The organism is Bordetella bronchiseptica, assembly GCF_900636925.1.
Classification (GTDB): domain Bacteria; phylum Pseudomonadota; class Gammaproteobacteria; order Burkholderiales; family Burkholderiaceae_B; genus Bordetella; species Bordetella pertussis.
On sequence record NZ_LR134326.1, the window covers coordinates 377,549 to 400,527 of the forward strand.

Annotated in this window: 25 protein-coding genes; 14 read left to right on the plus strand and 11 right to left on the minus strand. The window is 68.5% G+C overall.

Features of this window, described 5'->3' with window-relative positions; all coding sequences use genetic code 11:
• Positions 1-94 precede the first annotated feature (94 nt).
• Entirely contained in the window at positions 95-1,081 is a 987-nt protein-coding gene (locus EL288_RS01795; protein ID WP_003815405.1) for an MBL fold metallo-hydrolase, read from the minus strand.
• Positions 1,082-1,121: 40 nt separating this feature from the next.
• Positions 1,122-2,051, minus strand: coding sequence for a LysR substrate-binding domain-containing protein (locus tag EL288_RS01800; RefSeq protein WP_003815402.1), 930 nt, complete (start codon positions 2,049-2,051; stop codon positions 1,122-1,124).
• A 129-nt stretch (positions 2,052-2,180) separates the two neighbouring features.
• Between EL288_RS01800 and EL288_RS01805 the strand changes: the two genes are divergently transcribed.
• The 4 genes from EL288_RS01805 to EL288_RS24330 are packed head-to-tail and all read left to right on the plus strand — an operon-like array spanning position 2,181 to position 4,029.
• The gene (locus EL288_RS01805; RefSeq protein WP_003815400.1) at positions 2,181-2,447 is read left to right on the plus strand and encodes a DUF2917 domain-containing protein; all 267 of its coding nucleotides are present in this window, start codon (positions 2,181-2,183) and stop codon (positions 2,445-2,447) included.
• A complete protein-coding gene (locus EL288_RS01810) occupies positions 2,444-3,073 on the plus strand; it encodes a 2-hydroxychromene-2-carboxylate isomerase (protein WP_003815398.1) in 630 nt (209 codons plus the stop codon). The genes EL288_RS01805 and EL288_RS01810 overlap by 4 nt, the downstream gene beginning before the upstream one ends.
• A gap of 36 nt (positions 3,074-3,109) precedes the next feature.
• Positions 3,110-3,874: an SDR family oxidoreductase gene (locus EL288_RS01815; protein ID WP_003815396.1), complete on the plus strand. Its 765-nt coding sequence runs from the start codon at positions 3,110-3,112 to the stop codon at positions 3,872-3,874.
• Positions 3,871-4,029, plus strand: a complete 159-nt coding sequence (locus tag EL288_RS24330) for a hypothetical protein (RefSeq protein WP_162835032.1) — start codon at positions 3,871-3,873, stop codon at positions 4,027-4,029. Before EL288_RS01815 ends, EL288_RS24330 begins: the two co-directional genes overlap by 4 nt.
• A 20-nt stretch (positions 4,030-4,049) precedes the next feature.
• Here EL288_RS24330 and trpC read toward each other — a convergent pair whose 3' ends face one another.
• From trpC to rpe, 6 genes are all read right to left on the minus strand, one after another.
• Complete coding sequence (gene trpC, locus EL288_RS01820) at positions 4,050-4,838, minus strand: indole-3-glycerol phosphate synthase TrpC (protein ID WP_003815394.1); 789 nt, start codon at positions 4,836-4,838, stop codon at positions 4,050-4,052.
• Positions 4,835-5,866 carry an anthranilate phosphoribosyltransferase gene (gene trpD / locus EL288_RS01825; protein ID WP_003815392.1) on the minus strand — a complete coding sequence of 344 codons (1,032 nt, stop codon included), beginning with the start codon at positions 5,864-5,866 and terminating at the stop codon, positions 4,835-4,837. Before trpD ends, trpC begins: the two co-directional genes overlap by 4 nt.
• Positions 5,867-5,884: 18 nt before the next feature.
• Positions 5,885-6,448, minus strand: coding sequence for an aminodeoxychorismate/anthranilate synthase component II (locus EL288_RS01830; RefSeq protein ID WP_003815390.1), 564 nt, complete (start codon positions 6,446-6,448; stop codon positions 5,885-5,887).
• A gap of 55 nt (positions 6,449-6,503) precedes the next feature.
• Positions 6,504-8,024 (minus strand): anthranilate synthase component I, encoded by a 1,521-nt coding sequence (gene trpE, locus EL288_RS01835; RefSeq protein WP_126621888.1) that lies wholly within the window; start codon positions 8,022-8,024, stop codon positions 6,504-6,506.
• A gap of 263 nt (positions 8,025-8,287) precedes the next feature.
• Positions 8,288-8,992 carry a phosphoglycolate phosphatase gene (locus EL288_RS01840; protein ID WP_003815386.1) on the minus strand — a complete coding sequence of 235 codons (705 nt, stop codon included), beginning with the start codon at positions 8,990-8,992 and terminating at the stop codon, positions 8,288-8,290.
• A 7-nt stretch (positions 8,993-8,999) separates the two neighbouring features.
• Entirely contained in the window at positions 9,000-9,728 is a 729-nt protein-coding gene (rpe, locus tag EL288_RS01845) for a ribulose-phosphate 3-epimerase (protein ID WP_023852620.1), read from the minus strand.
• A 114-nt stretch (positions 9,729-9,842) separates the two neighbouring features.
• Between rpe and apaG the strand changes: the two genes are divergently transcribed.
• From apaG to EL288_RS01870, 5 genes are read left to right on the plus strand one after another with little or no spacing between them, the layout of a single operon-like run.
• Positions 9,843-10,217 carry a Co2+/Mg2+ efflux protein ApaG gene (gene apaG, locus EL288_RS01850; RefSeq protein WP_003815381.1) on the plus strand — a complete coding sequence of 125 codons (375 nt, stop codon included), beginning with the start codon at positions 9,843-9,845 and terminating at the stop codon, positions 10,215-10,217.
• A gap of 42 nt (positions 10,218-10,259) precedes the next feature.
• Positions 10,260-11,549 (plus strand): murein transglycosylase A, encoded by a 1,290-nt coding sequence (gene mltA, locus EL288_RS01855; RefSeq protein WP_003815379.1) that lies wholly within the window; start codon positions 10,260-10,262, stop codon positions 11,547-11,549.
• Positions 11,546-12,715 (plus strand): UbiH/UbiF family hydroxylase, encoded by a 1,170-nt coding sequence (locus EL288_RS01860; RefSeq protein ID WP_003815378.1) that lies wholly within the window; start codon positions 11,546-11,548, stop codon positions 12,713-12,715. The genes mltA and EL288_RS01860 overlap by 4 nt, the downstream gene beginning before the upstream one ends.
• A complete protein-coding gene (gene dsbC, locus EL288_RS01865; RefSeq protein ID WP_003815375.1) occupies positions 12,712-13,551 on the plus strand; it encodes a thiol:disulfide interchange protein DsbC in 840 nt (279 codons plus the stop codon). Before EL288_RS01860 ends, dsbC begins: the two co-directional genes overlap by 4 nt.
• Positions 13,552-13,578: 27 nt before the next feature.
• Positions 13,579-14,547, plus strand: a complete 969-nt coding sequence (locus EL288_RS01870; protein ID WP_003815373.1) for a D-2-hydroxyacid dehydrogenase family protein — start codon at positions 13,579-13,581, stop codon at positions 14,545-14,547.
• Between the two features lie 12 nt (positions 14,548-14,559).
• On the opposite strand, the gene ttcA is transcribed toward EL288_RS01870, so the two are convergent.
• Positions 14,560-15,522 carry a tRNA 2-thiocytidine(32) synthetase TtcA gene (gene ttcA, locus EL288_RS01875; protein WP_003815371.1) on the minus strand — a complete coding sequence of 321 codons (963 nt, stop codon included), beginning with the start codon at positions 15,520-15,522 and terminating at the stop codon, positions 14,560-14,562.
• A gap of 31 nt (positions 15,523-15,553) precedes the next feature.
• Positions 15,554-15,913, minus strand: coding sequence for a dihydroneopterin aldolase (folB, locus tag EL288_RS01880; RefSeq protein WP_003815370.1), 360 nt, complete (start codon positions 15,911-15,913; stop codon positions 15,554-15,556).
• A gap of 124 nt (positions 15,914-16,037) precedes the next feature.
• Here folB and EL288_RS01885 point away from each other — a divergent pair, with 124 nt between their 5' ends.
• Positions 16,038-16,940 carry an NAD(P)/FAD-dependent oxidoreductase gene (locus EL288_RS01885; RefSeq protein ID WP_003815369.1) on the plus strand — a complete coding sequence of 301 codons (903 nt, stop codon included), beginning with the start codon at positions 16,038-16,040 and terminating at the stop codon, positions 16,938-16,940.
• 1 nt (position 16,941) lies between these two features.
• Here the strand turns inward: EL288_RS01885 and EL288_RS01890 are convergent, their stop codons facing one another.
• Positions 16,942-18,714 carry a M61 family metallopeptidase gene (locus EL288_RS01890; protein WP_080707665.1) on the minus strand — a complete coding sequence of 591 codons (1,773 nt, stop codon included), beginning with the start codon at positions 18,712-18,714 and terminating at the stop codon, positions 16,942-16,944.
• Between the two features lie 34 nt (positions 18,715-18,748).
• Here EL288_RS01890 and EL288_RS01895 point away from each other — a divergent pair, with 34 nt between their 5' ends.
• From EL288_RS01895 to atpB, 4 genes are all read left to right on the plus strand, one after another.
• Complete coding sequence (locus tag EL288_RS01895) at positions 18,749-19,525, plus strand: enoyl-CoA hydratase (protein WP_003815367.1); 777 nt, start codon at positions 18,749-18,751, stop codon at positions 19,523-19,525.
• A 296-nt stretch (positions 19,526-19,821) separates the two neighbouring features.
• The gene (locus tag EL288_RS01900; protein WP_033458697.1) at positions 19,822-21,330 is read left to right on the plus strand and encodes a DUF1254 domain-containing protein; all 1,509 of its coding nucleotides are present in this window, start codon (positions 19,822-19,824) and stop codon (positions 21,328-21,330) included.
• 175 nt (positions 21,331-21,505) lie between these two features.
• Entirely contained in the window at positions 21,506-21,922 is a 417-nt protein-coding gene (locus EL288_RS01905) for an ATP synthase subunit I (protein ID WP_020699690.1), read from the plus strand.
• A gap of 72 nt (positions 21,923-21,994) precedes the next feature.
• A complete protein-coding gene (gene atpB, locus EL288_RS01910) occupies positions 21,995-22,876 on the plus strand; it encodes a F0F1 ATP synthase subunit A (protein ID WP_003815364.1) in 882 nt (293 codons plus the stop codon).
• Positions 22,877-22,979 lie beyond the last annotated feature (103 nt).

Genomic DNA, 22,979 nt, shown 5'->3' on the forward strand with positions numbered 1-22,979 from the left:
GATGGACAAGGCGGCCATCGTAGCAGCGGCGCGCCGTGGCCCAAGCGCCGAACAGGCGAAGTTCCGGCCGCCTAATCCGCCGCTAGGGCAGGCCTCATGGCCGCGGCGGCGTGCGCAGGGGGCCGTACTCGGCCGGCACCCACGCATAACCCTGGCCATCCACGTTCACGTGGCCCAGGCCCGGAAACGGCATATGGGCGCCGGCCACCCACAGGCGGTCGCGCGCCGCGTCGGCGAAGATCTTCTTGCGCGTGGTCACGGCCTGCGCGCCATCGACGTCGAACTCGATGGCGATTTCCGGACGGGCCAGCTGCACCGCATGGTTGTGCACGATATCGCCCCAGACCAGCAGGCTGTGCTGCGACGATTCGAACAGGTACGAGGTGTGGCCGGGCGTGTGGCCCGGGCTGGGCACGACCTGGATGCCGGCCGGCAGCGCGTCGCCGTTGGCGTAGGTCAGGAAGCGGCCTTCGACCTGGTAGGGCGCCACCGCATCGCGCGCCATCTTGAAGAAAGGCTGCGCATCGGCGGGGGCCTGCGCGGCGGCCGCCGCGCTCAGCCAGAAATCGGCTTCGGCGCGGGCCGCGTACACGTCGGCATTGGGAAACAGCTTGCCGCCCTGGGCGTCGAGCAGGCCGCAGGCATGGTCCGGATGCAGGTGGGTCAGCAGCACCAGGTCGACCTGGTCCGCGCGGTAGCCGGCCGCGCGCAGGTTGGCGTCCAGGCGGCCCAGCGTGGGGCCGAAGCAGGCGCCCGCGCCGGTGTCCACCAGCACCAGCTGCTTGCCGGTATGGACCAGATAGCCGTTGACGGCCGTCTGCATGCCGCTGGCGCGGTACGCGAACATGCTGGCCAGCAGCGTCTGGATATCCTGGGCGCTGGCGCCCTTGAGTATTTTGGGGTCCAGGTCGACATAGCCGTCGTACAGGGCGGTGACGACATAGTCGCCGACCTGCATGCGGTGGAAACCGGGGGCCTGCTCGGTCAGCACCGGGGCGGTGGCGAGGGCGGGCTGTACGCCGGCGGCGGTCAGCGCGGCGGCCAGGGCGAGGCGGCGGAGGAGGCGGACCGGGGTCGACATGGAAATCTCCGGAGAAAGTAGGGCGCGGGCGCCGGGGGTGTCAGGATAGCGCGGATACGGGCAGGTCGCGCGCCGTCTGGCCGGCCTGCTCCCGCAGCCAGCGCGCCACGGTCCCGACATCGGACGAAGGGCGCCGCGTATTGACGACCAGCCAATAGCCCAGCTGGGCCGCGCTGGCCTGCTGGGCGCCCAGCGGCACCAGCCTGCCGTCGGCCAGCATGGGCGCGATCAGCGCCAGCCGGCCCAGCGCGACGCCGTGGCCGGCCAGCGCGGCCTGCACGATCTGGTCGTACTGGTTGAAGCGCAGCATGCCCTTGGGACGCGCCCGCCCCAGGCCCTGCGCGCCCAGCCAATCGGCCCATTGCAGCCATGGCCGGGTGGGATCGTCGAACTCCAGCAGCACCTGGCTGGCCAGCGCCGCGGCATCCAGGCGGGCCACGCCCAGCGCGGGATGGGCAACCGGAACGACGGTCTCGCCGAACATCCAGGCCGCGCCTTCGGGCGCGGCGTCGCGCGGACAGTAGCGGATGGCGATATCGACCTGCTCGCGGTCCAGGTCCAGCACGCGGTTGTCGGCCGCCACCCGCACGTCGATGCTGGGGTGCGCCTCCTGGAACCGGCCCAGCCGCGGCAACAGCCACAGCGACGCCACGCCGATGGTGGACGTCACCGTGACGGGCGTGCGCCGCTCGGGCGCGCGCCATTGCGCGGCCAGCTCGCCCAGTTCGATCAGCCAGCGGTCGGCCATGCGGAACAGCTGCGCGCCTTCGGCGGTGAACGAGACCGAGCGGAACCCGCGCGACAGCAGCGCCACGCCCAGGTGCGCCTCGAGGGCGCGGATCTGGCGGCTGACGGCCGATTGGGTGAGGTGCAGGTCTTGCGCGGCCAGGGTGATGCTCATGCGCCGGCCGACCGCCACGAAGCCGCGCACCAGGTCCAGAGGGGGAAGTTTCGCCAGGGATAATGACATGACTGTAGATCATGCGAAAACCGCGTAGAAGTCGCTTGAGCAATATACCGCGATGGGCGTCCAATAGCATGACGACGGCTGTGTATCTTGTTTTTTTCCAGGCACGCCCGTAGCGATGGCGTATCGGACATGGTTTGCCCCAGCATCGAACTCTCTTGCACCGAAGGAATGTCATTTGCGCTGGGCGCCGGCTCGACTATGCTGTTGAGGCGCGCCGCCGGCCTGCGCATTGCCTGCCTGTCGGGCACGGTGTGGCTGTCGGAGTACCGTTGCGCGCAGGACAGCATCCTGGCGCCGGGCGCTTCGGTGGTGGTACAGAGCGATCACGACGTCGTACTCAGCGGCCTGCCGTACGGGCAGGTCGCGCTAATTCCTTCCACGGAGCCAGACCGATGAATGCCCCGCCGCCCAACGCATCCCCCGTCGAGATGTGGTTCGACTTCGCCAGCCCCTACAGCTACCTGGCCATGGCCAGGGTAGGCGGGCTGGCGCGCGAGGCGGGCGTGCGCCTGGCGCTGCGGCCTTTCCTGCTGGGGCCCATCTTCCAGGCGCAGGGATGGAACGATTCGCCGTTCCGGCTGTTTCCGGGCAAGGGTGCGTACATGATGCGCGATATCGCCCGCCTGGCCGACAAGTACGGCGTGCCGTACAGCCGTCCGGCGGTATTTCCGCGCATGGGTGTGCTGCCGGCGCGCGTCGCGCTGCTGGGCCAGGGCCAGCACTGGGGCGTCGATTTCTGCCTGAATGTGTTTCGCGCCAATTTCGCCGAGGATCGCGAGATCCAGTCCGAGGACGTGGTGCGCGATCTGCTGCGGGCCCAGGACCTGGATGCCGATGCGCTGATCGCGCAGGCGCGCCAGGAGTCCACCAAGGAGGCGTTGCGCAAGCAGGTCGACCGGGCCCGCGCGCTGGGCATTTTCGGCGCGCCGACCTTCATGGTCGATGGCGAGATGTTCTGGGGCAACGACCGGCTCGAAGACGCGTTGGCCTGGGCCGCCCGCCCGCAGCCGGCCGGGGCCTGATCCCATCCGCTTTTCCTGCCGACGGAGAACCCTCGCATGATCGACCACTTGTCTCCCAACAAAGTCATGATCGTCACGGGCGCGGCGCGCGGCATCGGCGCCGCCGTGGCGCTGCTGGCGGCGCGCCGCGGCTACGCCGTCTGCGTCAACTACCGGTCGCGCGGCGACGCCGCCGAGCAGGTGGTGCAGGCCATCCGCGACGAAGGCGGACGAGCCCTGGCCGTGGCCGCCGACGTGGCCGACGAGGCCCAGGTCGTGCGGATGTTCGAAACCGTCGACCGCGAGCTGGGCCGGGTCGACGCGCTGGTCAACAATGCCGGCATCCTCGAGGCGCAGATGCGCGTCGAGGAGATGGACGCGGCCCGCATCACTCGCATACTCGCCACCAACGTGGTGGGCGCCTTCGTCTGTTGCCGCGAAGCCGTGCGCCGCATGGCGCCGCGCCATGGCGGACGCGGCGGCGCCATCGTCAACGTGTCTTCGGTGGCCGCGCGGCTGGGCTCGCCGGGCGAGTATGTCGATTACGCCGCCTCCAAGGGCGCGCTGGATACGCTGACCATCGGCCTGTCGCGCGAGGTGGCCGCCGACGAGATCCGCGTCAACGCGGTGCGTCCGGGCACCATCTACACCGATATGCACGCCAGCGGCGGCGAGCCGGGGCGCGTCGACCGGCTCAAGGACGGCATTCCGTTGCGGCGCGGCGGCACCGTGCAGGAAGTGGCCGGCGCGGTGATGTGGTTTTTTTCCGATGAGGCCGGCTACACGACCGGGTCGTTCATCGAGGTTTCAGGCGGCAAATGAAAAACAGCAGCAGCGCCCAGCGCGGCGCGCCCATGCCGGGCGGCCGTTCGCAAGTGCAGTTTCGCGCCGCGCGCATCCGGCGCGTCGCGTTTCACTGGCATCGCAAGGAAGAAGCGGGCGGCGCGCCGGCGCCGGCGCGCGGCAGCGGCCGCTGAGGCCGGGTTGGCGCGGCGGCTCAGGCCACCAGCCGCGCCAGTTCGACGCCCGGGTCGTTGGCGCGCATGAAGGCCTCGCCGACGAGGAAGGCCTGTACGTCGTGCTCGCGCATCAGCCTGACATCCTCGGGCTTGAGGATGCCGCTTTCGGTGACCACGCGCTTGCCGGCCGGAATCATCGGCAGCAGGTCCAGCGTCGTCTGCAGGGTGGTCTCGAAGGTGCGCAGGTTGCGGTTGTTGATGCCGATGAGCGGGGTGCGCAGCGCCAGCGCGGCGTCCAGCTCCTTGGCGTCGTGCACTTCCACCAGCACGTCCATGCCCAGGTCGATGGCCAGGGTTTCCAGATCGCGCAGCTGCGCCGGCGCCAGCGCCGCGACGATGAGCAGGACGCAGTCCGCGCCCATGGCGCGCGCCGAAATGATCTGGTAAGGATCGATGATGAAGTCCTTGCGCAGCACGGGCAGCGAGCAGGCCGCGCGCGCACGGCGCAGGTTGTCGTGCGAGCCCTGGAAGAACTGCACGTCGGTCAGCACCGACAGGCAGGCCGCGCCATGCATGGCATAGGACGCCGCGATCTCGGCCGGGTCGAAGTTTTCGCGCAGCACGCCCTTGGAAGGCGAGGCTTTCTTGATTTCCGCGATGACGCCCGCCTTGCCCTGGCTGATCTTGTCCTCGATGGCCTGGGCAAAGCCGCGTACATCCTGGCGCGCCTGGGCTTCGCGCAGCAATTCGGCCTCGCTGCGCATCTGCCGTGCGGTAGCCACTTCCTCGGCCTTGACGGCGAGGATTTTCGCAAGAATATCGTTCATTTCTGGAATTTCCGGGTATATGCGCAGAATTCTTCCAGCTTGGCGCGGGCCGAGCCGTTAGAAATCGTTTCAAATGCCAGGGCCAACGCTTCGGGGATGGAATCCGCCTTGTTGCCGGCGTAGATGGCCAGGCCCGCATTCAGGGCCACGATGTCGCGGGCCACGCCATCGACATTATCCAACGCTTCGATGACAAGTGCGCGAGACTCCTCGCGATTGGACACCTTGATGCCGCGGTTGGACATCATGGATAGCCCGTAATCCTCTGGATGGATCTCATACTCGCGTACGACCCCATCTTTGAGTTCGCCCACCATGGTCGCCGCGCCGAGCGAGGCTTCGTCCATGCCGTCCTTGCCGTGCACCACCAGCACGTGGCGCGAACCCAGGCGCTCCAGCACGCGCACCTGGATGCCCACCAGGTCCGGGTGGAACACGCCCATCAGCTGGTTGGCGGCGCCGGCGGGGTTGGTCAGCGGCCCCAGGATGTTGAAGATGGTGCGCACCCCCAATTCCTTGCGCACCGCGGCAACGTTCTTCATGGCCCCATGGTGGGCCGGCGCGAACATGAAGCCGATGCCGGTGGCGGCCACGCACTCGGCCACTTCCTCGGGCGTGAGCTGCAGGTTCGCGCCCAGGGCTTCCAGCACGTCGGCGCTGCCCGACGACGAGGACGCGCTGCGGTTGCCATGCTTGGCGATCGGCACGCCGGCCGCGGCGGCCACGAACATGGCGGTGGTGGAGATGTTGAAGGTATGGCTGCCGTCGCCGCCCGTGCCGCACATGTCCAGCAGGTCCTGCGGGTTGGGCGTGACGACGGGGGTGGCGAATTCGCGCATCACCTGCGCGGCGGCGGTGATCTCGCCCACGGTTTCCTTCTTGACGCGCAGTCCCATCAGCAGCGCGCTGGCGATCTGCGGCGACAGCTCGCCGCGCATCAGCAGGCGCATCAGGTGCAGCATTTCGTCGTGGAAGATCTCGCGGTGTTCGATGCAGCGGGTCAGTGCTTCGGCGGCGGCAATGGTCATGGCGATGCTCCTAGGGGTTCAGCGGGTCAGGAAGTTGCGCATCAGCGCATGGCCGTGCTCGCTCAGCACGGACTCGGGATGGAACTGTACTCCGTACAGCGGCAGGGTCTTGTGGCGCACGCCCATGATGTCGCCGTCGGGCGCGGTCGCGGTCACTTCCAGGCAGTCCGGCAGGGTGGCCGGGTCTATGGTCAGCGAGTTGTAGCGGATGACGGTGCAGGGCGAGGGCAGTCCGGTGAAGATGTCCGTGCCCGTATGCGTGATGGCGATGGTCTTGCCGTGCATGATCTGCTGCGCCCGCACGATGTCGCCGCCATAGGCCGCGCCGATGGCCTGGTGGCCCAGGCACACGCCCAGGATGGGCAGCTTGCCGGCGAAGGCCTGGATCACCGGCACCGAGATGCCCGCCTCGGCCGGCGAGCAGGGGCCGGGCGAGACGCAGATGCGGTCCGGCCGCATCGCGGCGATTTCGTCCAGCGTGATCTGGTCGTTGCGCGCCACGCGCACTTCTTCGCCCAGTTCGCCGAAATATTGCACCAGGTTGTAGGTGAAGGAATCGTAGTTGTCGATCATCAATAGCATGTTCGGTTCTCCGGCCGGGCGCGCGGCCCGGCGTAGGTCTGCGCAATGGGGGGGCTCAGATGGGTTCGTCCAGGCCGTGCTGGACCTGCTCGGCCGCGCGCAGCACGGCGCGCGCCTTGGCCTCGGTCTCGGCCCATTCGGCTTCGGGGCTGGAGTCGGCCACGATACCCGCGGCGGCCTGCACGTACAGCGTGCCGTTCTTGATCACCCCGGTGCGGATCGCGATGGCCACGTCCATTTCGCCGCCGTAGCTCAGGTAGCCGGCGGCGCCGCCGTAGATGCCGCGGCGCACCGGTTCGAGTTCGTCGATGATTTCCATGGCCCGTACCTTGGGGGCGCCGGTCAGCGTGCCGGCCGGGAAGGCGGCGCGCAGCACATCCATGCTGCTCATGCCGGGCAGCAGCTTGCCCGCCACGTTGGAGACCAGGTGCATGACATGCGAGTAGCGCTCGATGACCATGGTGTCGCTGACGCGCACCGAGCCGATTTCCGCCACCCGGCCCACGTCGTTGCGCGCCAGGTCGATCAGCATCACGTGTTCGGCGCGCTCCTTGGGGTCGGCCTGCAGTTCGGCGGCCAGCGCCAGGTCTTCTTCCGGCGTGCCGCCGCGCTTGCGGGTGCCGGCCAGCGGCCGGATGGTGATCTGCGAGCGGGTTTCGCCCTGGTCGTCGATCTGCTCCTGGCGCACCAGGATTTCCGGCGAGGCGCCGACCACCTGGAAATCGCCGAAGTTCCAGAAATACATATAGGGCGAGGGGTTCAGCGAACGCAGCGCGCGGTACAGCGACAGCGGCGCGTCGCGAAACGGCTTGGCGATGACCTGGCCGACCTGCACCTGCATGACGTCGCCGGCGGCGATGTATTCCTTGGCGCGCGCCACCGCGGCCAGGTAGTCGGCCTTCTGGAAGTCGCGCCGCTCTTCGGTCTGCATGCTGGCGTGGCTGTACGGGATCTCGACCGGGCGGCGCAGCCGCGCGCGCAACTCCAGCAGGCGCTGCTGGGCGCGGCTGTAGGCTTCGGGCTGGGCCGGGTCGGCATACACCATCAGGTAGGTGCGGCCGGCCAGGTTGTCGACGATGACCAGTTCGTCGACGTGCAGCAGCATGATGTCGGGCGTGCCTTCTTCCATGCCGTCGGGAAACGGCTTGACCGCCGGGCCCAGGCGCTGTTCGATGTGGCGCACGGTGTCGTAACCGAAGTACCCGGCCAGGCCGCCGCAAAAGCGCGGCATGCCGGGGCGCAGCGCCACCTTGAAGCGGGCCTGGTACGACTCGATGAACGCCAGCGGGTCGCCTTCGTGGGTTTCGGCGACGTGGCCGTCCTGCAGCACCTCGGTGGTCGAGCCGCTGGCGCGGATGACGGTGCGCGCCGGCAGGCCGATGAACGAGTAGCGGCCAAAGCGCTCGCCGCCCACCACCGACTCCATCAGGCAGCTCATGCGGCCGCCTTGCGGGCCGCTGTGGGCCAGCTTGAGGTAGATCGCCAGCGGCGTGTCGAGGTCGGCGTAGGTTTCCGCGATCAGGGGAATGCGGTTGTAGCCTTGGGCGGCCAGCGCTTTGAATTCAAGTTCAGTCATGTCGGGTCTCGTACGGCGTTTTTCTGGTACGGACCGGGCATGCAGCAAAAAGCCCGGTCCAGTTACGGGTTCCGGGCTTGGCGCTGCACTTCACAGCTTCGGCTCTAGGCGACAGATACGTCCAGGGCCGGGAAGGGAATCATCGCCACCCGGAAGACAAACGCCACCAACGCCACGAGGCGTTGCGCATTTGGTTCGAGGGACGAGCGTTCATGTAGCTGGCAGTGTCTGGTTGGGTGACGACGGGCGTACCGGGCGGGCTTTCAGGCCGCGGTGGTGCGCTGCGGCTTGGCGTTGCGCTGGGAAATCCAGTGGGCCGCATCGACAAGCGTGTCAACTATACCATCGACATCCAGGGAACGCACGTCCATTCCTTCGTTGTAGCCGTAGGGCACCGCCAGCACCGCGGTGCCGGCCCTGCGGCCGGCCAGGGCGTCGTTGACCGAATCGCCGATGGTGACCGCCTGGGCCGGCGCGACGCCGAGCCGGTCGCAGGCATGCAGCACCTGGTCGGGGTCGGGCTTGCGCCGCGCGCAGGTGTCGCCGCACACCACCAGGCGGAAAAACCCCGCCAGGCCGGTGCGCTCGAGCAGCGGCAGGGTGAACTCGGTCGGCTTGTTGGTGACCACCGCCAGCGGCAGGCCCTGTTCGCGCATCGCCGCCAGGCCGGCCTTCACCCCGTCGAACACGGTGGCGTGCGCGCCATTGACCGCGTGGTAGTGCTTGAAGAACGACAGGCGTCCGCGTGCGAACAGCGCTTCGTCGGGCGCTGCGCCGTCCAGGCTGCCGGCCAGGGCGCGGCGCACCAGATTGTCCACGCCCTTGCCGACGAAAGTCGCGACCAGCGCTTCGGGCAACTGGGCCATGCCCAGGTCGCGGCGCATGGCATTGGCGGCGATGGCCAGGTCGGGCACCGAATCGAGCAGGGTGCCGTCGAGGTCGAGCAGTACGGCGTTGATGGTCTGCATGGCGGCCTCACACAGCGATGGTTTCGCCGCGCGCGATCTCGGCGCGCAGCTGGCCGATGACCTGGGCGTAGTCGGGCTTGCCGAAAATGGCCGAGCCCGCCACGAAGGTGTCCGCGCCGGCGGCGCGGATCTCGGCGATATTGTCGACCTTGACCCCGCCGTCCACCTCCAGCAGGATGGGCTGGCCGCCGGCCGCGCGCCAGCGGTCGATGCGGGCGCGCGCATCGCGCAGCTTGGCCAGCGTGGCCGGAATGAACGCCTGCCCGCCGAAGCCGGGGTTCACCGACATCAGCAGCACCACGTCCAGCTTGTCCATCACATAGTCCATGTAGTGCAGCGGCGTGGCCGGGTTGAACACCAGGCCGGCCTTGCAGCCGTGGTCGCGGATCAGCGCCAGCGTGCGGTCGACGTGGCGCGAGGCTTCCGGATGGAAAGTGATGACGTTCGCGCCGGCCTTGGCGAATTGCGGCACGATTTCGTCGACCGGCTCGACCATCAGGTGCACGTCGATCGGCACCTGTACATGGGGACGGATCGCGGCACAGACCATCGGTCCGATGGTCAGGTTGGGCACGTAATGGTTGTCCATCACGTCGAAGTGAATCCAGTCGGCGCCCGCGGCGACGACGTTGCGCACCTCTTCGCCCAGGCGGGCGAAGTCGGCGGATAGAATGCTGGGGGCGATGCGGGTGGAGGCCGGCTGGGTGGACATGGTGTTCGCGATTTCCGGGGGCATAATGTGCAATTATTGCAGCTTGGCGCGGCGAACCGGTTTTTTCGGCGCCGGCCAGCCGCGTCAACCTCGTGCGCGCCTGCGGGCGCCTTCCATGTGTCGAACCGGGAAAGGCCTGTGAAACCCTATGATCTGACCGTATCCGTGACCCCGCGTTATGTGCCGGAGCAGTCCGATCCCAGTCAGCAGCAATACGTGTTTGCCTACACGGTGCGCATCACCAATACCGGTTCGCACCCGGCCCAGGTCATCAGCCGCCACTGGATCATCACCGACGGCGAGGAGCGCGTGCAGGAAGTGCGCGGCCTTGGCGTGGTGGGCCAGCAACCGCTGCTGGCGCCGGGCGAGACCTTCGAATACACCAGCGGCTGTCCGCTTCCGACCCCCATCGGCACGATGCGGGGTACCTACCATTGCGTCGGCGAAAACGGCATTCCGTTCGAGGTGCCGATCGCGGAGTTCCTGCTGGCCATGCCGCGTACACTGCACTGAGCCGGGCTCCTCCCGGCACGGTGATTTTCCGATCCGCATTCCATGAAGCGACTTCTCTGTCTGTCCCTGCTGTCCGTATTGCTGGCGGCGTGCACGACCCCATCGCAGATTCCGCCCGAGACGGCGCCCGGCGGCGTGCCGCCGGCGGCCGAAGGCCCGCTGGTCGTGCCGCCGCTGTCGGCGCTGTCCGACACCCCGCCGCGCGCGCTGGCCGGGCGCTACCAGCGCGTTGCCTGGACCGAGCTGCCCAACTGGGAGAGCGACGACCTGTCGCGCTGGTGGCCGCTGTTCCTGCGCAATTGCAAAGGCCTGATGCGGCCGACCAGCGGTAACCTGGCGGCGCCGGCACGCGCCACGCCGCGCGCCTGGCAGCCTGTGTGCGCGGCGGCGGTCGACCCGTCCAAGGCGCCGGCCGCCGGCGACAGCGCGGCGGTGCGGCGCTTCCTGCAAACCTGGCTGCAGCCCTGGCGCATCGCCGGCGCCGACGGCCGTCCCGCCACCAATACCGTCACCGGCTACTACGAGCCGCTGGTGCGCGGCTCGCGCCGCCAGGGCGGCCGCTACCAGTGGCCGCTGTATGCCGTGCCGGCCGACCTGCTCGTCGTCGACCTGGGCTCGGTCTATCCCGACCTGACCGGCAAGCGCGTGCGCGGCCGGCTCGACGGCCGCCGGGTCGTGCCCTACGACACGCGCGCCGCGATCGAGGCGGGCGACCGCAAGCCGCCGGCCATCGTCTGGGTGGACGATCCGGTCGACAATTTCTTCCTGCAGGTCCAGGGTTCGGGCCGGGTGCAGCTGACCGATGGCCCCGACCGCGGCACCACGATCCGCGTCGCGTACGCCGACCATAACGGCCAGCCCTATGCCTCCATCGGCCGCTGGCTCATCGACAAGGGCGAGCTGCGCGCCGACCAGGCATCGATGCAGAACATCCGCGCCTGGGCGCAACGCAATCCCTCGCGCGTGCAGGAAATGCTCAACGCCAACCCGGCGGTGGTTTTCTTCCGCGAAGAGGCGGTGGTCGATCCCGAGCAAGGGCCCAAGGGGGCCTATGGCATCCCGTTGGCGCCGCAGCGCTCGATCGCGGTCGACGCCGGTTTCGTGCCGTTGGGCACGCCGGTCTACCTGTCGACCACGCTGCCGGCCTCCGACCGGCCCCTGCAGCGCACCGTGTTCGCGCAGGACACCGGCACGGCCATTCGCGGCGCGGCGCGCGCCGACTTCTATTGGGGCTACGGCGAGGAAGCCGGCCAGCAGGCCGGGCGCATGAAGCAGCGCGGCCAGATGTGGCTGCTGTGGCCCAAGCAGGCCGGGGAGCCGTCGGCGCGATGAAACCCCAGATCGTGATTTGCGGCGCCGGCATCGTCGGCCTGGCCAGCGCCTTGGCGCTGGCGCGCCGCGGGCAACGGGTGGCGGTGCTGGCGCCGCGCGCGCCGGTGCCGGCGGCCGAGCCCGATCGCTATCATCCGCGCGTTTATGCGATTTCGCCCGCCAGCCAGCAATTCCTGGCCGGGCTGGGCGTGTGGGACGCCATGCCGGCGGCCCGCCTGACGCCGGTGCAGGCCATGGAAATCCATGGCGACGGCGACGGCCTGGTACGCCTGAACGCCTGGCAGGCGGCGCAGCCGCAATTGGCCTGGATCGTCGAATCCGGCGAGATCGAACGGGTGCTGATGCAGGCGGTGCAGATGTTCGGCATCCCCTGGATCGCCGAGCGCTGCGTCGGCTGGCGTGCCGGCGAGGTCGAGACCGATGGCGGCCAGCGCCTGCGCGCCGAGCTGTTCGTCGGCGCCGACGGCGCCGCCTCGCCGCTGCGCAAGGCCGCCGGCCTGCGCCACGACGCCACCCCGTATGACGACACCGGCCTGGTGACGCACCTGGACGCCGAGCGCGCCCACCACGGCACGGCGTTCCAATGGTTTCGCGACGACGGCGTGCTGGCCTTGCTGCCCATGCCGGATACCGCAGACGGGCCGCAGGTTTCCATGGTGTGGTCGATGCGCACTCCGCAGGCGCAGGCCTTGCAGGCCATGGAGCCGGCCGTCCGCGCGGCCGAGCTGGAGCGCCTGCTGGCTTGCGCCTCGCAGGGGCGGCTGGGGCGGCTGCGCGTACGCAGCCCGGTGCTGGGTTTCCCGCTCACGCTGGAGCGCGCCCAGATGGTGGCGCCGGGCATCGCGCTGGCCGGCGACGCCGCGCACCGGCTGCACCCGCTGGCTGGCCAGGGGCTGAACCTGGGCCTGGGCGACGTCGAGGCGCTGGCCCGCGCGGTCGGCGACCGGGAACCCTTTCGCGGTCCCGGCGATCTACGGGTATTGCGGCGCTACCAGCGCGCCCGCGCCGAGCCCGTGCTGGCCATGCGCATGGCCACCGACGGCCTGCATCGCCTGTTCGGGGCGCGCGGCGCGCCGCTGGCCTGGCTGCGCAACGCGGGCATGCAATGGGTGGATGCCGTGCCGTTCATCAAGCGGCAACTCATCGAAGGGGCCTCGCGCAATTGAGCGGGCCGCCGTTTTCAGGAGCAGGTATGAATTTCCGGATCACAGTCTGGTGCGCCGCCGCCGCGGTGTGGAGCTCGGGCGCCCTGGCGCAGGATGGTGCCGGCCAGGCCGCCCCGGGCACGCCGGACAAGGTCTACTCGACCACCGGGACCGCGCCCGCCAAGCCGGGCGACAAGGTGTATTCCACCCGTTCGGCGCAGGCGCCCGATCCGCAGGCCGACGCGGTCAAGGAGCGGTTCGCGCAGCGCTTCGAGGGGTTCGACGTGACGGCGGTGCGACGCACCCCGTACGGACTGTTCGAAGTGCAGATCGGAACGGATCTGCTGTACACCGATGAAAAGGTCACCTGGGTCATGGAAGGGCCGCTCATCGACGCCCTGACCCGGCGCGATGTCACGCGCGAGCGCCAGGAAAAACTGTCCAGCGTCCCGTTCGACGAGTTGCCGCTGGACCTGGCGGTCAAGCAGGTCAAGGGCGATGGTTCGCGCGTGATGGCCGTATTCGAGGATCCGAACTGCGGCTATTGCAAGCAACTGCACCGCACGCTGGAGGACATGGACAACATCACGGTCTACACCTTCCTGTATCCGATCCTCTCGCCGGACTCGACGACCAAGGTGCGCGACATCTGGTGCGCCTCGGATCCCGCCAAGGTCTGGAAAGACTGGATGGTGCGCGGCCAGCGTCCGCCCACCGCCGAGTGCGATGCGCCGGTCGAGCAATGGCTGGCGCTGGGCCGCCAGTTGATGGTGCGCGGCACGCCCGCGATTTTCTTCAAGAGCGGCGGCCGCGTCAGCGGCGCGCTGCCGCGCGACGAACTCGAAGCGCGTCTGTAGCCCGCCGGCGGCCCCAAGGAGGCTGGGATGCATATTGCGATACTGGATGACTATCACGGCGTGGCCGAGCGCTATGCCGACTGGACCACGCTGGGCGCGCAGGCGCGCGTGCAGGTGTTTCGCGACGCGCTGCCTTCGGGGGCCGCGCGCGCCGTGGCCTTGCAGCCTTTCGATGTCATCGTGGCGATGCGCGAGCGCACGCCGTTTCCGGCCGAACTGATCCAGGCGCTGCCCGCGCTGCGGCTGCTGGTGACGACCGGCATGCGCAACAACGCCATCGACATGCAGGCCTGCGCCGCGGGCGGCATCCTGGTGTGCGGCGCGCCCGGCAGCGCCGAGGCCGGCGCCGCCACGGCCGAGCTGGCCTGGGCCCACATCCTGGCGCTGTTCAAGCGCCTGCCGCAGGAAGATGCCGCCATGCGCCGCGGCCTGTGGCAGACCGGCATGCCGCAGCCGCTGGCAGGCAGGCGGCTGGGCGTGCTGGGCCTGGGCAAGCTGGGCAGCGCGGTGGCGCAGGTGGGGCGCGCGTTCGGCATGGAGGTGGTGGCCTGGAGTCCCAACCTCACCGACGAGCGCGCCGCCCAGGCCGGCGTGACGCGGGTGGACAAGCACACCCTGTTTTCCACCGCCGACGTGGTCAGCCTGCATCTGATCCTCGGCGAGAGCACCCGCCACATCGTCGACGCGGCCGCGCTGTCGGCCATGAAGCCCAGCGCCTACCTGGTCAACACCTCGCGCGCCGGCCTGGTCGACCAGGACGCGCTGCTGGACGCGCTGCGCAAGGGCCGGCTGGCCGGCGCCGGGCTGGACGTCTACGAGAGCGAGCCGCTGCCCCCCACCGATGTCTGGCGCACGCTGGACAACGTGCTGCTGACGCCGCACCTGGGTTATGTGAACGCGGAGAACTTCCAGGCGTTCTATGCCAATGCGCTCGAGGCCGTGCGCGCCTGGGCCGCGGGCGCGCCGGTACACGTGCTGGGCGGCGCCCGGGGCTGAGCCCCTGGCGCCCTAGCGGAAGACCACGCGCTGCTCGGCCATGCCGTCGGCCTGGCCGGCCGGCGCGTCGCTGGCGCAGCCCGGGCCCGCCGTATCGGGCTCGGGATCGATCTGGTCGAAAGCGGTATCGCCGCCGGCGTCGGCCACCCCGGTGGGCTTGAGGCCGACAAAGTCGAACAGATCGCGGTCCATCAGGTGCGAGGGCACCACGCGCGAGAGCGCGTTGAAGACATTCCACGAGCGGCCGGGATGCTTGCGGTCCCATTCCTGGATCATCCGCCCGACTTCCTTGCGCTTGAGGTTTTCCTGCGAGCCGCACAGGTTGCAGGGGATGATGGGAAATTGCTTGAATTGCGCATAGGCGATCAGGTCGCTTTCGGGCACGTAGGCCAGCGGCCGGATCACCGTGTGGCGTCCGTCGTCGGAGACCAGCTTGGGCGGCATGCCCTTGGCCTTGCCGCCGTAGAACAGGTTCAGGAAGAAGGTGCCCAGGATGTCGTCGCGGTGATGGCCCAGCGCAATCTTGGTCGCGCCCAGTTCGCTGGCTACCCGGTACAGGATGCCGCGGCGCAGGCGCGAGCACAGCGAGCACATGGTCTTGCCTTCCGGGATGACCCGTGTGACGATCGAATACGTGTCCTGCGTCTCGATATGGAACGGCACGCCCAGCGCGCGCAGGTAATCGGGCAGGATCTCGGGCGGAAAGCCCGGTTGTTTCTGGTCCAGGTTGACCGCGATGATCTCGAAGGCGAAGGGCGCGCGCTTCTGCAGGCTGAGCAGGATGTCGAGCAGCGCGTAAGAGTCCTTGCCGCCGGACAGACAGACCATGACCTTGTCGCCGGCCTCGATCATGTTGTAGTCGGCGATGGCGCGAGTGGTCTCGCGGGCCAGGCGCTTGGCCAGCTTGTTGCCTTCGAAGCGCGCCTTTTCCTCGGCGGGCGTGCGCGCGGCGGTGGGGGATGCGGTGAGAGTCATAGCGTAGCGATGTCCGGTGGCCTGCCTGGCCTTAGCGGCTGATCTGTATCTCCACGCCGACCGCCGCGCAATCCGAGAAGGCCATGGGCTTGCTGACGCGCAGGCGCAGCGAGCGGATCTCGTCGAAATCGGCCAGCAGGCGCGCGGCGACCTGTTCGGTCAGCGTCTCGATCAGGTTGACATGGGCCTGCGTGCATTCTTCGACGATGGCCTCGCGCAGCCGCCGGTAGTCGAGCACGCTGTGGATGTCGTGGTCGTCCACGTTGCGCATGATGTCGATGTCGAACTCGGCGTCGATATGCAGCGGCTGGGTGGCGCGGCGTTCGTGTTCAAGAATGCCGATGCGGGCGTCCAGGGCCAGCCCGGAGATGAATATGCGGCGTGTAGGCATGATGGCAGTGGGGAAGACGGATGCGGGATTGTAAGGCGGCGCGCGGGCGGGCGGCCGGGCCTGACTACAATCCGGCCATGGCGACAGGCGCCCGCCAGGCGGGGCGCCGGAGGAAAAACACGGAATGCGGCAGTTCTACGATGCGGTAATTGTAGGCGGTGGGCCGGCCGGCGCGTCCTGCGCGATCTGGCTGGCCCGTCTCGGATTGGCGCCCTTGCTGGTCGAGGCCGGCGAGCGGCTGGGCGGCCTGGGCAACGACAATCCGTTCACCGACGACTGGATCGCCGTGCTGCCCGATGTGACCGGGCAGCAGGTGGCGGCCAATATCGCCGCCAGCGTCGCGGCCGCCGGCGTGCCGGTGCGGCTGCGCGCGCCGGCAACCGCCGTGCGCCCCTGCAAGGGCGGGGTGGAAGTGCGGCTGGGCGGCGCCGGACAGGACGCCGTCTACGGCAAATCGCTGGTGATCGCTTCCGGCGTGCGCGCGCGCGGGCTGCCCGGCCATCCGCAGCAGGCCCGCTGGCCGGGCGTGCTGATCGGGCCGGGCTCGCCCATCGTCGCCCAGGACTATGCCGGCCTGACGGTCGCCGTGCTGGGCGGGGGCGACAATGCCTTCGAGAATTTCGTCTACGTGCGCAACCGCGGGGCGCGCCAGGTCGACCTGTACGCGCGCACCGTGCGCGCCCAGCAGCAGTGGGTGGCGCGGGCCGGCACCGAAGGCGTGCGAGTGGGTCCGTACCGCGTCGATCCGGCCGCGCGCACCGTCGACGGGCGGGCCTATGACCTCATCCTGGTGTTCTATGGCTGGGAGCCGCAGGCCGATTTTGCCGACAGCCTGGGCCTGGAACGCGATTCGCGGGGTTACCTGCGTACCGATTTCGCCACGGCCCAGACCAGCCTGCCCGACGTCTACGCGATTGGCGAGGTGGCCGACCGCATGCATCCCTGCGTGGTCACCTCGCTGGCCGACGGCGTGACGGCGGCCAAGGCGATCCAGCGCCGCTGGGAGCGTCCGGCGCCGCCGCGCTGAGTCAGGCCGCCGCCAGCACGCAGTCCAGCGGCGCCGGCGCGGCCAGGCGCACCTGAAAGCTGCGCAGTTCATCGCGCCGGAACACGTGCACCGTCACCCGGTCGCCGGGGCGGTACTGCGACAGCAGCACGTCCAGGCCGGCCGGCGCATCGACGCGCAGGCCGTCGATGGCCACCAGCACGTCGCCCGCCGACAGGCCACCCTTGTGGGCCGCGCCGCCCTCGTACACGGTGGCCAGCGCCAGGGCCTCGCCCTGTTTGCGCGTGCGCACGTCCATTGTCGGGATATTGGCGCCGGCCTGCCAGGTCAGGCTGATGCCGTGCGGCGCAAGCAGCTCGGCCAGCGGCACGTCGGCCGTGCCATGGGCATGGCGCGCGATGAAGCGCCGCGCGTCCACGCCGGTGGCCTCGCGGATCAGCGCCGGCAGCGCATCCTCGGCCAGGCCCTGCGGGCGGCCGCGGTAGAAATCGCGTCCGTAGCGCCGCCACAGCAGGCGCATCACATCATCGAGCGAATGGACGCCGCCGCTGTCGCGGCGGATCAGCAGGTCCAGGCCCAGCGCGACCAGCGAGCCCTTGGTGTAGTAGCTGACCAGCGCATTGGGGGAGTTCTCGTCCTGCTTGTAATAGCGGGTCCAGGCGTCGAATGAACTTTCCGCGACCGATTGCTTGTGGCGGCCCGGCGCGCGCGCCACGCCCGAAATGGTCTTGCCCAGCAGGCGCAGGTAGTCGTTGCGGGTGATGGTCTGCGAGCGCAGCAGCAGCAGATCGTCGTAGTACGAGGTGAAGCCCTCGAACACCCATAGCAGCCGCGTCAGGTCGGGCCGCTCCAGGTTGTAGGGCGCGAAGGCGGCCGGCTTGATGCGCTTGACGTTCCAGGTATGGAAGTACTCGTGGCTGACCAGGCCGAGAAAGCCGCGATAGCCTTCGCCCTGGCCCTGCTGGCCCAGTACCGGCAGGTCCTTGCGCGAGGCCATCAGGGCGGTGCTCGCGCGATGTTCCAGGCCGCCGTAGCCGTCGCCCGTGACCATGGTCATGAACACGTAGCGGCTGGCGCTGTCCAGGAAGGGCGCCTGCTTGCTGCGCGGCTCGAAGAAGGCGATCTGCGTCTCGCAGATGCGCTGCACGTCGGCGGCGATGCGCGCCAGGTCCAGCCGCGGCGCCACGCCGGTGAACACCAGTTCGTGTTCGGCGCCATGCGCCTGGAAACCGATGACCTGCGGCGTGCCCATCTCGACCGGGTGGTCGATCAGCGCGTCGTAGTCGGGCGCGCGGTAGCGGCCGAAGCCATGGCGGCGGGCCGCGCCCGCCAGCCCCTGCGCCTCGGGCAGGCTGGTGTAGACCTTCCAGCCTTCGATGCCGCGCGGCGGCGCCAGGTCGAGAATGCAGGGCGCGTTTTCCTGCCCGTCCACGCGCAGGAAAACGCTGGTGCCGTTGAAAAAGCCGTGGCTTTCGTCCAGGTGCGCGCCGCGCACCGAGAGATCCCACGCATACACCGTATAGTCGACCTGCAGCGGGCCGCTGCACGGCGCCACCTGCCAGGTGTGATTGTCGATCTTGTTCACCGCCACCGGCTTGCCGCCGGCGCGCGCGGCCAGCGTCTCGATCTGGCGGGAGAAATCGCGTATCAGGTAGCTGCCGGGAATCCACGCGGGCAAGGCCAGGCGCTGTCCCTCGGGCGCAGGCTCGGCCACGGTCAGGGTTATCCGGTAGCGGTGACCGGCCGGGTCGTGGGGTTCCAGGCGGTAAATTACGGGTGTGTCGTTCATGCGCATATCTTACATTTCATACTCTGACAGGAGGCAATCAATGAGCGAGTCGTTTGTGCTGGTCGAAACCCGGGGCCGCGTGGGATGGTTGACGCTGAACCGGCCCAAGGCATTGAATGCGCTGAACGACCAGTTGATGGAGGAGCTGGGCGCGGCGTTGCTGGCGCTCGACGCCGACGACGGCATCGGCGCGATCGTGATCACCGGCAGCGAGAAAGCCTTCGCCGCGGGCGCGGATATCGGCGCCATGAAAGACTGGTCCTACATGGACGTCTACCGCAGCGACTACATCACCCGCAACTGGGAAACCATAAAGCGCGTACGCAAGCCCGTGATCGCCGCGGTGGCCGGCTATGCGCTGGGCGGCGGCTGCGAACTGGCCATGATGTGCGACATCGTCATCGCCGCCGACTCGGCCCGCTTCGGCCAGCCCGAGATCAAGCTGGGCGTGATTCCCGGCGCCGGCGGCACGCAGCGCCTGCCGCGCGCGGTGGGCAAGGCCAAGGCCATGGACCTGGCGCTGACGGCGCGCATGATGGATGCCGCGGAGGCCGAGCGGGCCGGCCTGGTATCGCGCGTGGTGCCGGCCGACAGGCTGGCGGATGAGGCGCTCGAGGCCGCCACCGTCATTGCCTCGATGTCGCTGCCGTCGGTCATGATGGCCAAGGAGTGCATCAACCGCGCGTACGAAGTGCCGCTCAACGATGGGTTGCTGTTCGAGCGCCGCGTGTTCCACTCGCTATTCGCCACCGAAGACCAGAAAGAGGGCATGGCGGCGTTCACCGAGAAGCGCAAGCCTGACTTCAAGCACAGGTAGGCCCGCGCCTGGCCGGTCGCATCCGGTTACCTCGCGTCACCCGCCCGATTGCCGACGCCGCGCGCATGCGCGGCGTTTCCATTGGCGCGCGCGGCGGGCCTGCGCGCACCGCCGGCGTTACGCGGGTTGCCCGTTGAAACGCTTGCATTGCACTTTGTTGCATTGTGCGGGCCTATCCTGGAGTGACGGCAGGTCCGGAGTGTCGTGTCCGGCAACGTCAGGCGCCTCGCGTCATGCGCGACGTGCCACGGCCGGGGACGGCGGCTCATTGTCCAACAACAAGCAAGGAGCCCTTCATGCGTACATGTGCAAGATTTCCACGGCGGCGTTGGCAACTCGCGCTGGCGGCCGGCGTAGTCGGCGTCGGGCTGGCGGGCGCCGCCCAGGCTCAGGCCCAGTCGCCGGCCCGCGCGCCCACGTCCACGCTCAGGCTGGTTTCCGAAACGCCGTATGCGGCCCAGGGCGCCGCGGTCCAGGCGCCGGCGATGACCGCCGAGCAATTGCGCGACACCGCCATCGACGCCTATGTCTATGCCTATCCGATGGTGCTGATGGAAATGACGCGGCGCGCCTCGACCAACGTGCAGACGCCTATCGCCGGACGCGCGCCGATGAACCAGTTCGGCCACCGCACCGCCTTTCCCGACCCGCGCGCCACGGATGTGGCCTGGCCCAGCACCGACACCCTGTCGTCCAGCCTCTGGTACGACGTGTCGAGCGAGCCGTTGATCGTGCAGGTGCCGGCTGCAGGGGAACGCTATTACCTGCTGTCGCTGCTGGACATGTGGACCGATGCCTACGCCTCGCGCGGAACCCGCACGACCGGCGGCGGCGCGCAGACCTTCGCGATCGTCGGACCGTACTGGCAGGGCACGCTGCCGCCCGGCGTGGACATGGTGCGCAGCCCGACCGGTTCGGGCTGGATGATCGCGCGCGTGCAGACGGGCGGGCCGGATGACTATCAGAACGTCAACCAATTCCAGGCCGCCCTGACGGTCACGCCGCTGGCCCAATGGGGCAAGCCGTTTCGCATGACGGGCAGCGCCGCGGTCAACCCGGCCTGGAGCGCCGGGCAATCGCCGGCCGAACAGGTGGCGGCGATGGACGCGGCCAGCTACTTCAACCTGTTCGCCGATCTGTTGCGCAACAACCCGCCGCACGCCAACGACTATCCCATGCTCGACCGCCTGCGCAGGCTTGGACTGGGCGACCAGCCCAATGCGTACGCGCGGCTCAACCCCACGGTGCAGCAGGCGCTGATCGAGGCGCAGCCGCTGGCGGGGCGCCGCATCGCCGACGCGGCCGGCCGCCTGGGCACCCCGGCCAATGGCTGGAACACGGCGCTGCACGGCATCGGCACCTATGGCACGGACTACCTGCGCCGCGCCGCGGTGGCCTACGTGGGGCTGGGCGCCAACCCGCCCGAGGACGTGCTCTACCCGGTGACGGCCGTCGATGCGCGCGGCAAGGCGTTGCGCAGCGACGAAGACTACGTGCTGCACTTCGACAAGGACCAGCTGCCGCCGGCCAATGCCTTCTGGTCGCTGATCCTGTACGACGCACGCCAGGGGCTGGCGGACAACCCGATCGACCGCTATGCACTGCGCAGCACCGACCCGCTGGTCTACAACGCCGACGGCTCGCTGGATATCTACATCCAGCGCGACCCGCCGCGCAAGGCGCGGCAGGCGAACTGGCTGCCGGCGCCGCGGCAGGGCGACTTCATGCTGAACCTGCGCCTGTACTGGCCGCGCGACATCGCGCTCGATGGCAACTGGGCGCCGCCGGCCGTGCGCGAAGACTGAGTTTGTGGCGCCGGCGCCGCGGCGCCGATCGGCCCCCGTTTCCGACTTGGCGGCGGGGGCCGTTTTCATTTGGCGACCCCCAAAAAATCACGCTATACTCTACGGGTTTGACGCTTGCGGGCTAAAAGCGTGGCAAAAGCTGCGTCGTAAATTGCTGGCAAGGGCAGGGAAGTTCATGCAAAAGAGTCTGGTTCTTACCGCCGCTGATCGTGCGGCACTCGATGCGCGGGCTTGCCGGGAGCTCTGCCTGGCCATTGCGGCGCAGGGTGTCATGGGGCTCGTGGCAGCGGCAATCGCGGGGGTTGTTGCGGGAACGGCGGCAGGTTTGTCGGCGTTGGCGGGAGCGGGGGCGTATTTCTTGCCCAATGCATTGTTTGCATTGCGCTTGCTGGTCAACGTCGTCAGGGCGGCCCGGCCAAACCCATTTGCTTTTCTCTACGGTGAGTTGCTCAAGCTGCTCATGACGGCGCTACTGCTGTGGCTGCTGTCGTGGCTGGCGCAGGGCTGGCTGGTGTGGCCGGCTGTCCTGCTGGGCCTGGTCTTCACACTGAAGGGATATCTCCTGCTATTGATGCTGCGCAAGCGCTCGTAGCGATATTAACCATCGTGAAAAAGTCCGGCTCCACAGGGGCACGGGCACACAGCAAACAGGGTAGGGTTCCACATGGCTGCTCCCAGCGGCGCGTCGCCTCAGTCCGAGTACATTCAGCACCACCTGGTGCATTTGAACAATATTGGCGAAAAGCAAAGCGTCATCGCCCAGTTCAACGTCATCAACTATGACTCGCTGTTCTGGTCGATCCTGATGGGCCTGCTGGTCGTATTCTGCCTGTGGCTGGCCGCGCGCCGCGCCACGGCGGGAGTTCCGGGCCGCTTCCAGGGTTTCATCGAAATGATCGTCGACATGGTCGACGACCAGGCCAAGTCCATCGTCACCAACGCCAAGAGCCGCCTGTTCGTGGCGCCGCTGGCCCTGACCGTGTTCCTGTGGATCATCCTCATGAACGCGCTGGACCTGCTGCCGGTCGACCTGCTGCCCTCGATCTGGCGCATGACCGGCCTGGGCGCCGAGCACGGCGACCCGCTGTACTACCACCGCATTCTCCCCACCGCCGACCTGAACGTGCCCATGGGCATGTCGCTGGGCGTGCTGCTGCTGATGTTCTATTACGGCATCAAGATCAAGCACCCGGGTGGCTTCGTCAAGGAGTTGTTCACCGCGCCGTTCCACGCGCACGGCCTGGCCTCGCTCGTGCTGGCCCCGTTCAACCTGCTGCTCAACCTGATCGAATATGCCGCCAAGTCGGTGTCGCTGGGCATGCGGTTGTTCGGCAACATGTTCGCCGGTGAACTGATCTTCATGCTGATCGCGCTGCTGGGCGGCGCCTGGACGGGCTTTAACGGCGCCAGCATCGGTTTGGGCATTGGGCATGTGTTGGCCGGTTCGGTGTGGGCAATTTTCCACATCCTGATCGTGCTGCTGCAGGCTTTCATCTTCATGATGCTGACGCTGGTTTACATCGGCCAGGCGCACGAAGGGCATTGATCCCAAATTTTCGGCGTCCGCCATGGTGGCGGGCGTCCGTTAGCAAGATCTTCTTGCATTGAGCAGTACCTGTTTTTCAATAATTCTGACTTCAGATTTCTAA

What these genes read in the sequence shown, in the direction of transcription:
- EL288_RS01795 (WP_003815405.1), bottom strand. Translation starts at nt 1,081, where the DNA reads ATGTCGACCCCGGTCCGCCTCCTCCGCCGCCTCGCCCTGGCCGCCGCG.
- EL288_RS01800 (WP_003815402.1), bottom strand. Translation starts at nt 2,051, where the DNA reads ATGTCATTATCCCTGGCGAAACTTCCCCCTCTGGACCTGGTGCGCGGC.
- EL288_RS01805 (WP_003815400.1), top strand. Translation starts at nt 2,181, where the DNA reads ATGGTTTGCCCCAGCATCGAACTCTCTTGCACCGAAGGAATGTCATTT.
- EL288_RS01810 (WP_003815398.1), top strand. Translation starts at nt 2,444, where the DNA reads ATGAATGCCCCGCCGCCCAACGCATCCCCCGTCGAGATGTGGTTCGAC.
- EL288_RS01815 (WP_003815396.1), top strand. Translation starts at nt 3,110, where the DNA reads ATGATCGACCACTTGTCTCCCAACAAAGTCATGATCGTCACGGGCGCG.
- EL288_RS24330 (WP_162835032.1), top strand. Translation starts at nt 3,871, where the DNA reads ATGAAAAACAGCAGCAGCGCCCAGCGCGGCGCGCCCATGCCGGGCGGC.
- trpC (WP_003815394.1), bottom strand. Translation starts at nt 4,838, where the DNA reads ATGAACGATATTCTTGCGAAAATCCTCGCCGTCAAGGCCGAGGAAGTG.
- trpD (WP_003815392.1), bottom strand. Translation starts at nt 5,866, where the DNA reads ATGACCATTGCCGCCGCCGAAGCACTGACCCGCTGCATCGAACACCGC.
- EL288_RS01830 (WP_003815390.1), bottom strand. Translation starts at nt 6,448, where the DNA reads ATGCTATTGATGATCGACAACTACGATTCCTTCACCTACAACCTGGTG.
- trpE (WP_126621888.1), bottom strand. Translation starts at nt 8,024, where the DNA reads ATGACTGAACTTGAATTCAAAGCGCTGGCCGCCCAAGGCTACAACCGC.
- EL288_RS01840 (WP_003815386.1), bottom strand. Translation starts at nt 8,992, where the DNA reads ATGCAGACCATCAACGCCGTACTGCTCGACCTCGACGGCACCCTGCTC.
- rpe (WP_023852620.1), bottom strand. Translation starts at nt 9,728, where the DNA reads ATGCCCCCGGAAATCGCGAACACCATGTCCACCCAGCCGGCCTCCACC.
- mltA (WP_003815379.1), top strand. Translation starts at nt 10,260, where the DNA reads ATGAAGCGACTTCTCTGTCTGTCCCTGCTGTCCGTATTGCTGGCGGCG.
- EL288_RS01860 (WP_003815378.1), top strand. Translation starts at nt 11,546, where the DNA reads ATGAAACCCCAGATCGTGATTTGCGGCGCCGGCATCGTCGGCCTGGCC.
- EL288_RS01870 (WP_003815373.1), top strand. Translation starts at nt 13,579, where the DNA reads ATGCATATTGCGATACTGGATGACTATCACGGCGTGGCCGAGCGCTAT.
- ttcA (WP_003815371.1), bottom strand. Translation starts at nt 15,522, where the DNA reads ATGACTCTCACCGCATCCCCCACCGCCGCGCGCACGCCCGCCGAGGAA.
- folB (WP_003815370.1), bottom strand. Translation starts at nt 15,913, where the DNA reads ATGCCTACACGCCGCATATTCATCTCCGGGCTGGCCCTGGACGCCCGC.
- EL288_RS01885 (WP_003815369.1), top strand. Translation starts at nt 16,038, where the DNA reads ATGCGGCAGTTCTACGATGCGGTAATTGTAGGCGGTGGGCCGGCCGGC.
- EL288_RS01890 (WP_080707665.1), bottom strand. Translation starts at nt 18,714, where the DNA reads ATGCGCATGAACGACACACCCGTAATTTACCGCCTGGAACCCCACGAC.
- EL288_RS01895 (WP_003815367.1), top strand. Translation starts at nt 18,749, where the DNA reads ATGAGCGAGTCGTTTGTGCTGGTCGAAACCCGGGGCCGCGTGGGATGG.
- EL288_RS01900 (WP_033458697.1), top strand. Translation starts at nt 19,822, where the DNA reads ATGCGTACATGTGCAAGATTTCCACGGCGGCGTTGGCAACTCGCGCTG.
- EL288_RS01905 (WP_020699690.1), top strand. Translation starts at nt 21,506, where the DNA reads ATGCAAAAGAGTCTGGTTCTTACCGCCGCTGATCGTGCGGCACTCGAT.
- atpB (WP_003815364.1), top strand. Translation starts at nt 21,995, where the DNA reads ATGGCTGCTCCCAGCGGCGCGTCGCCTCAGTCCGAGTACATTCAGCAC.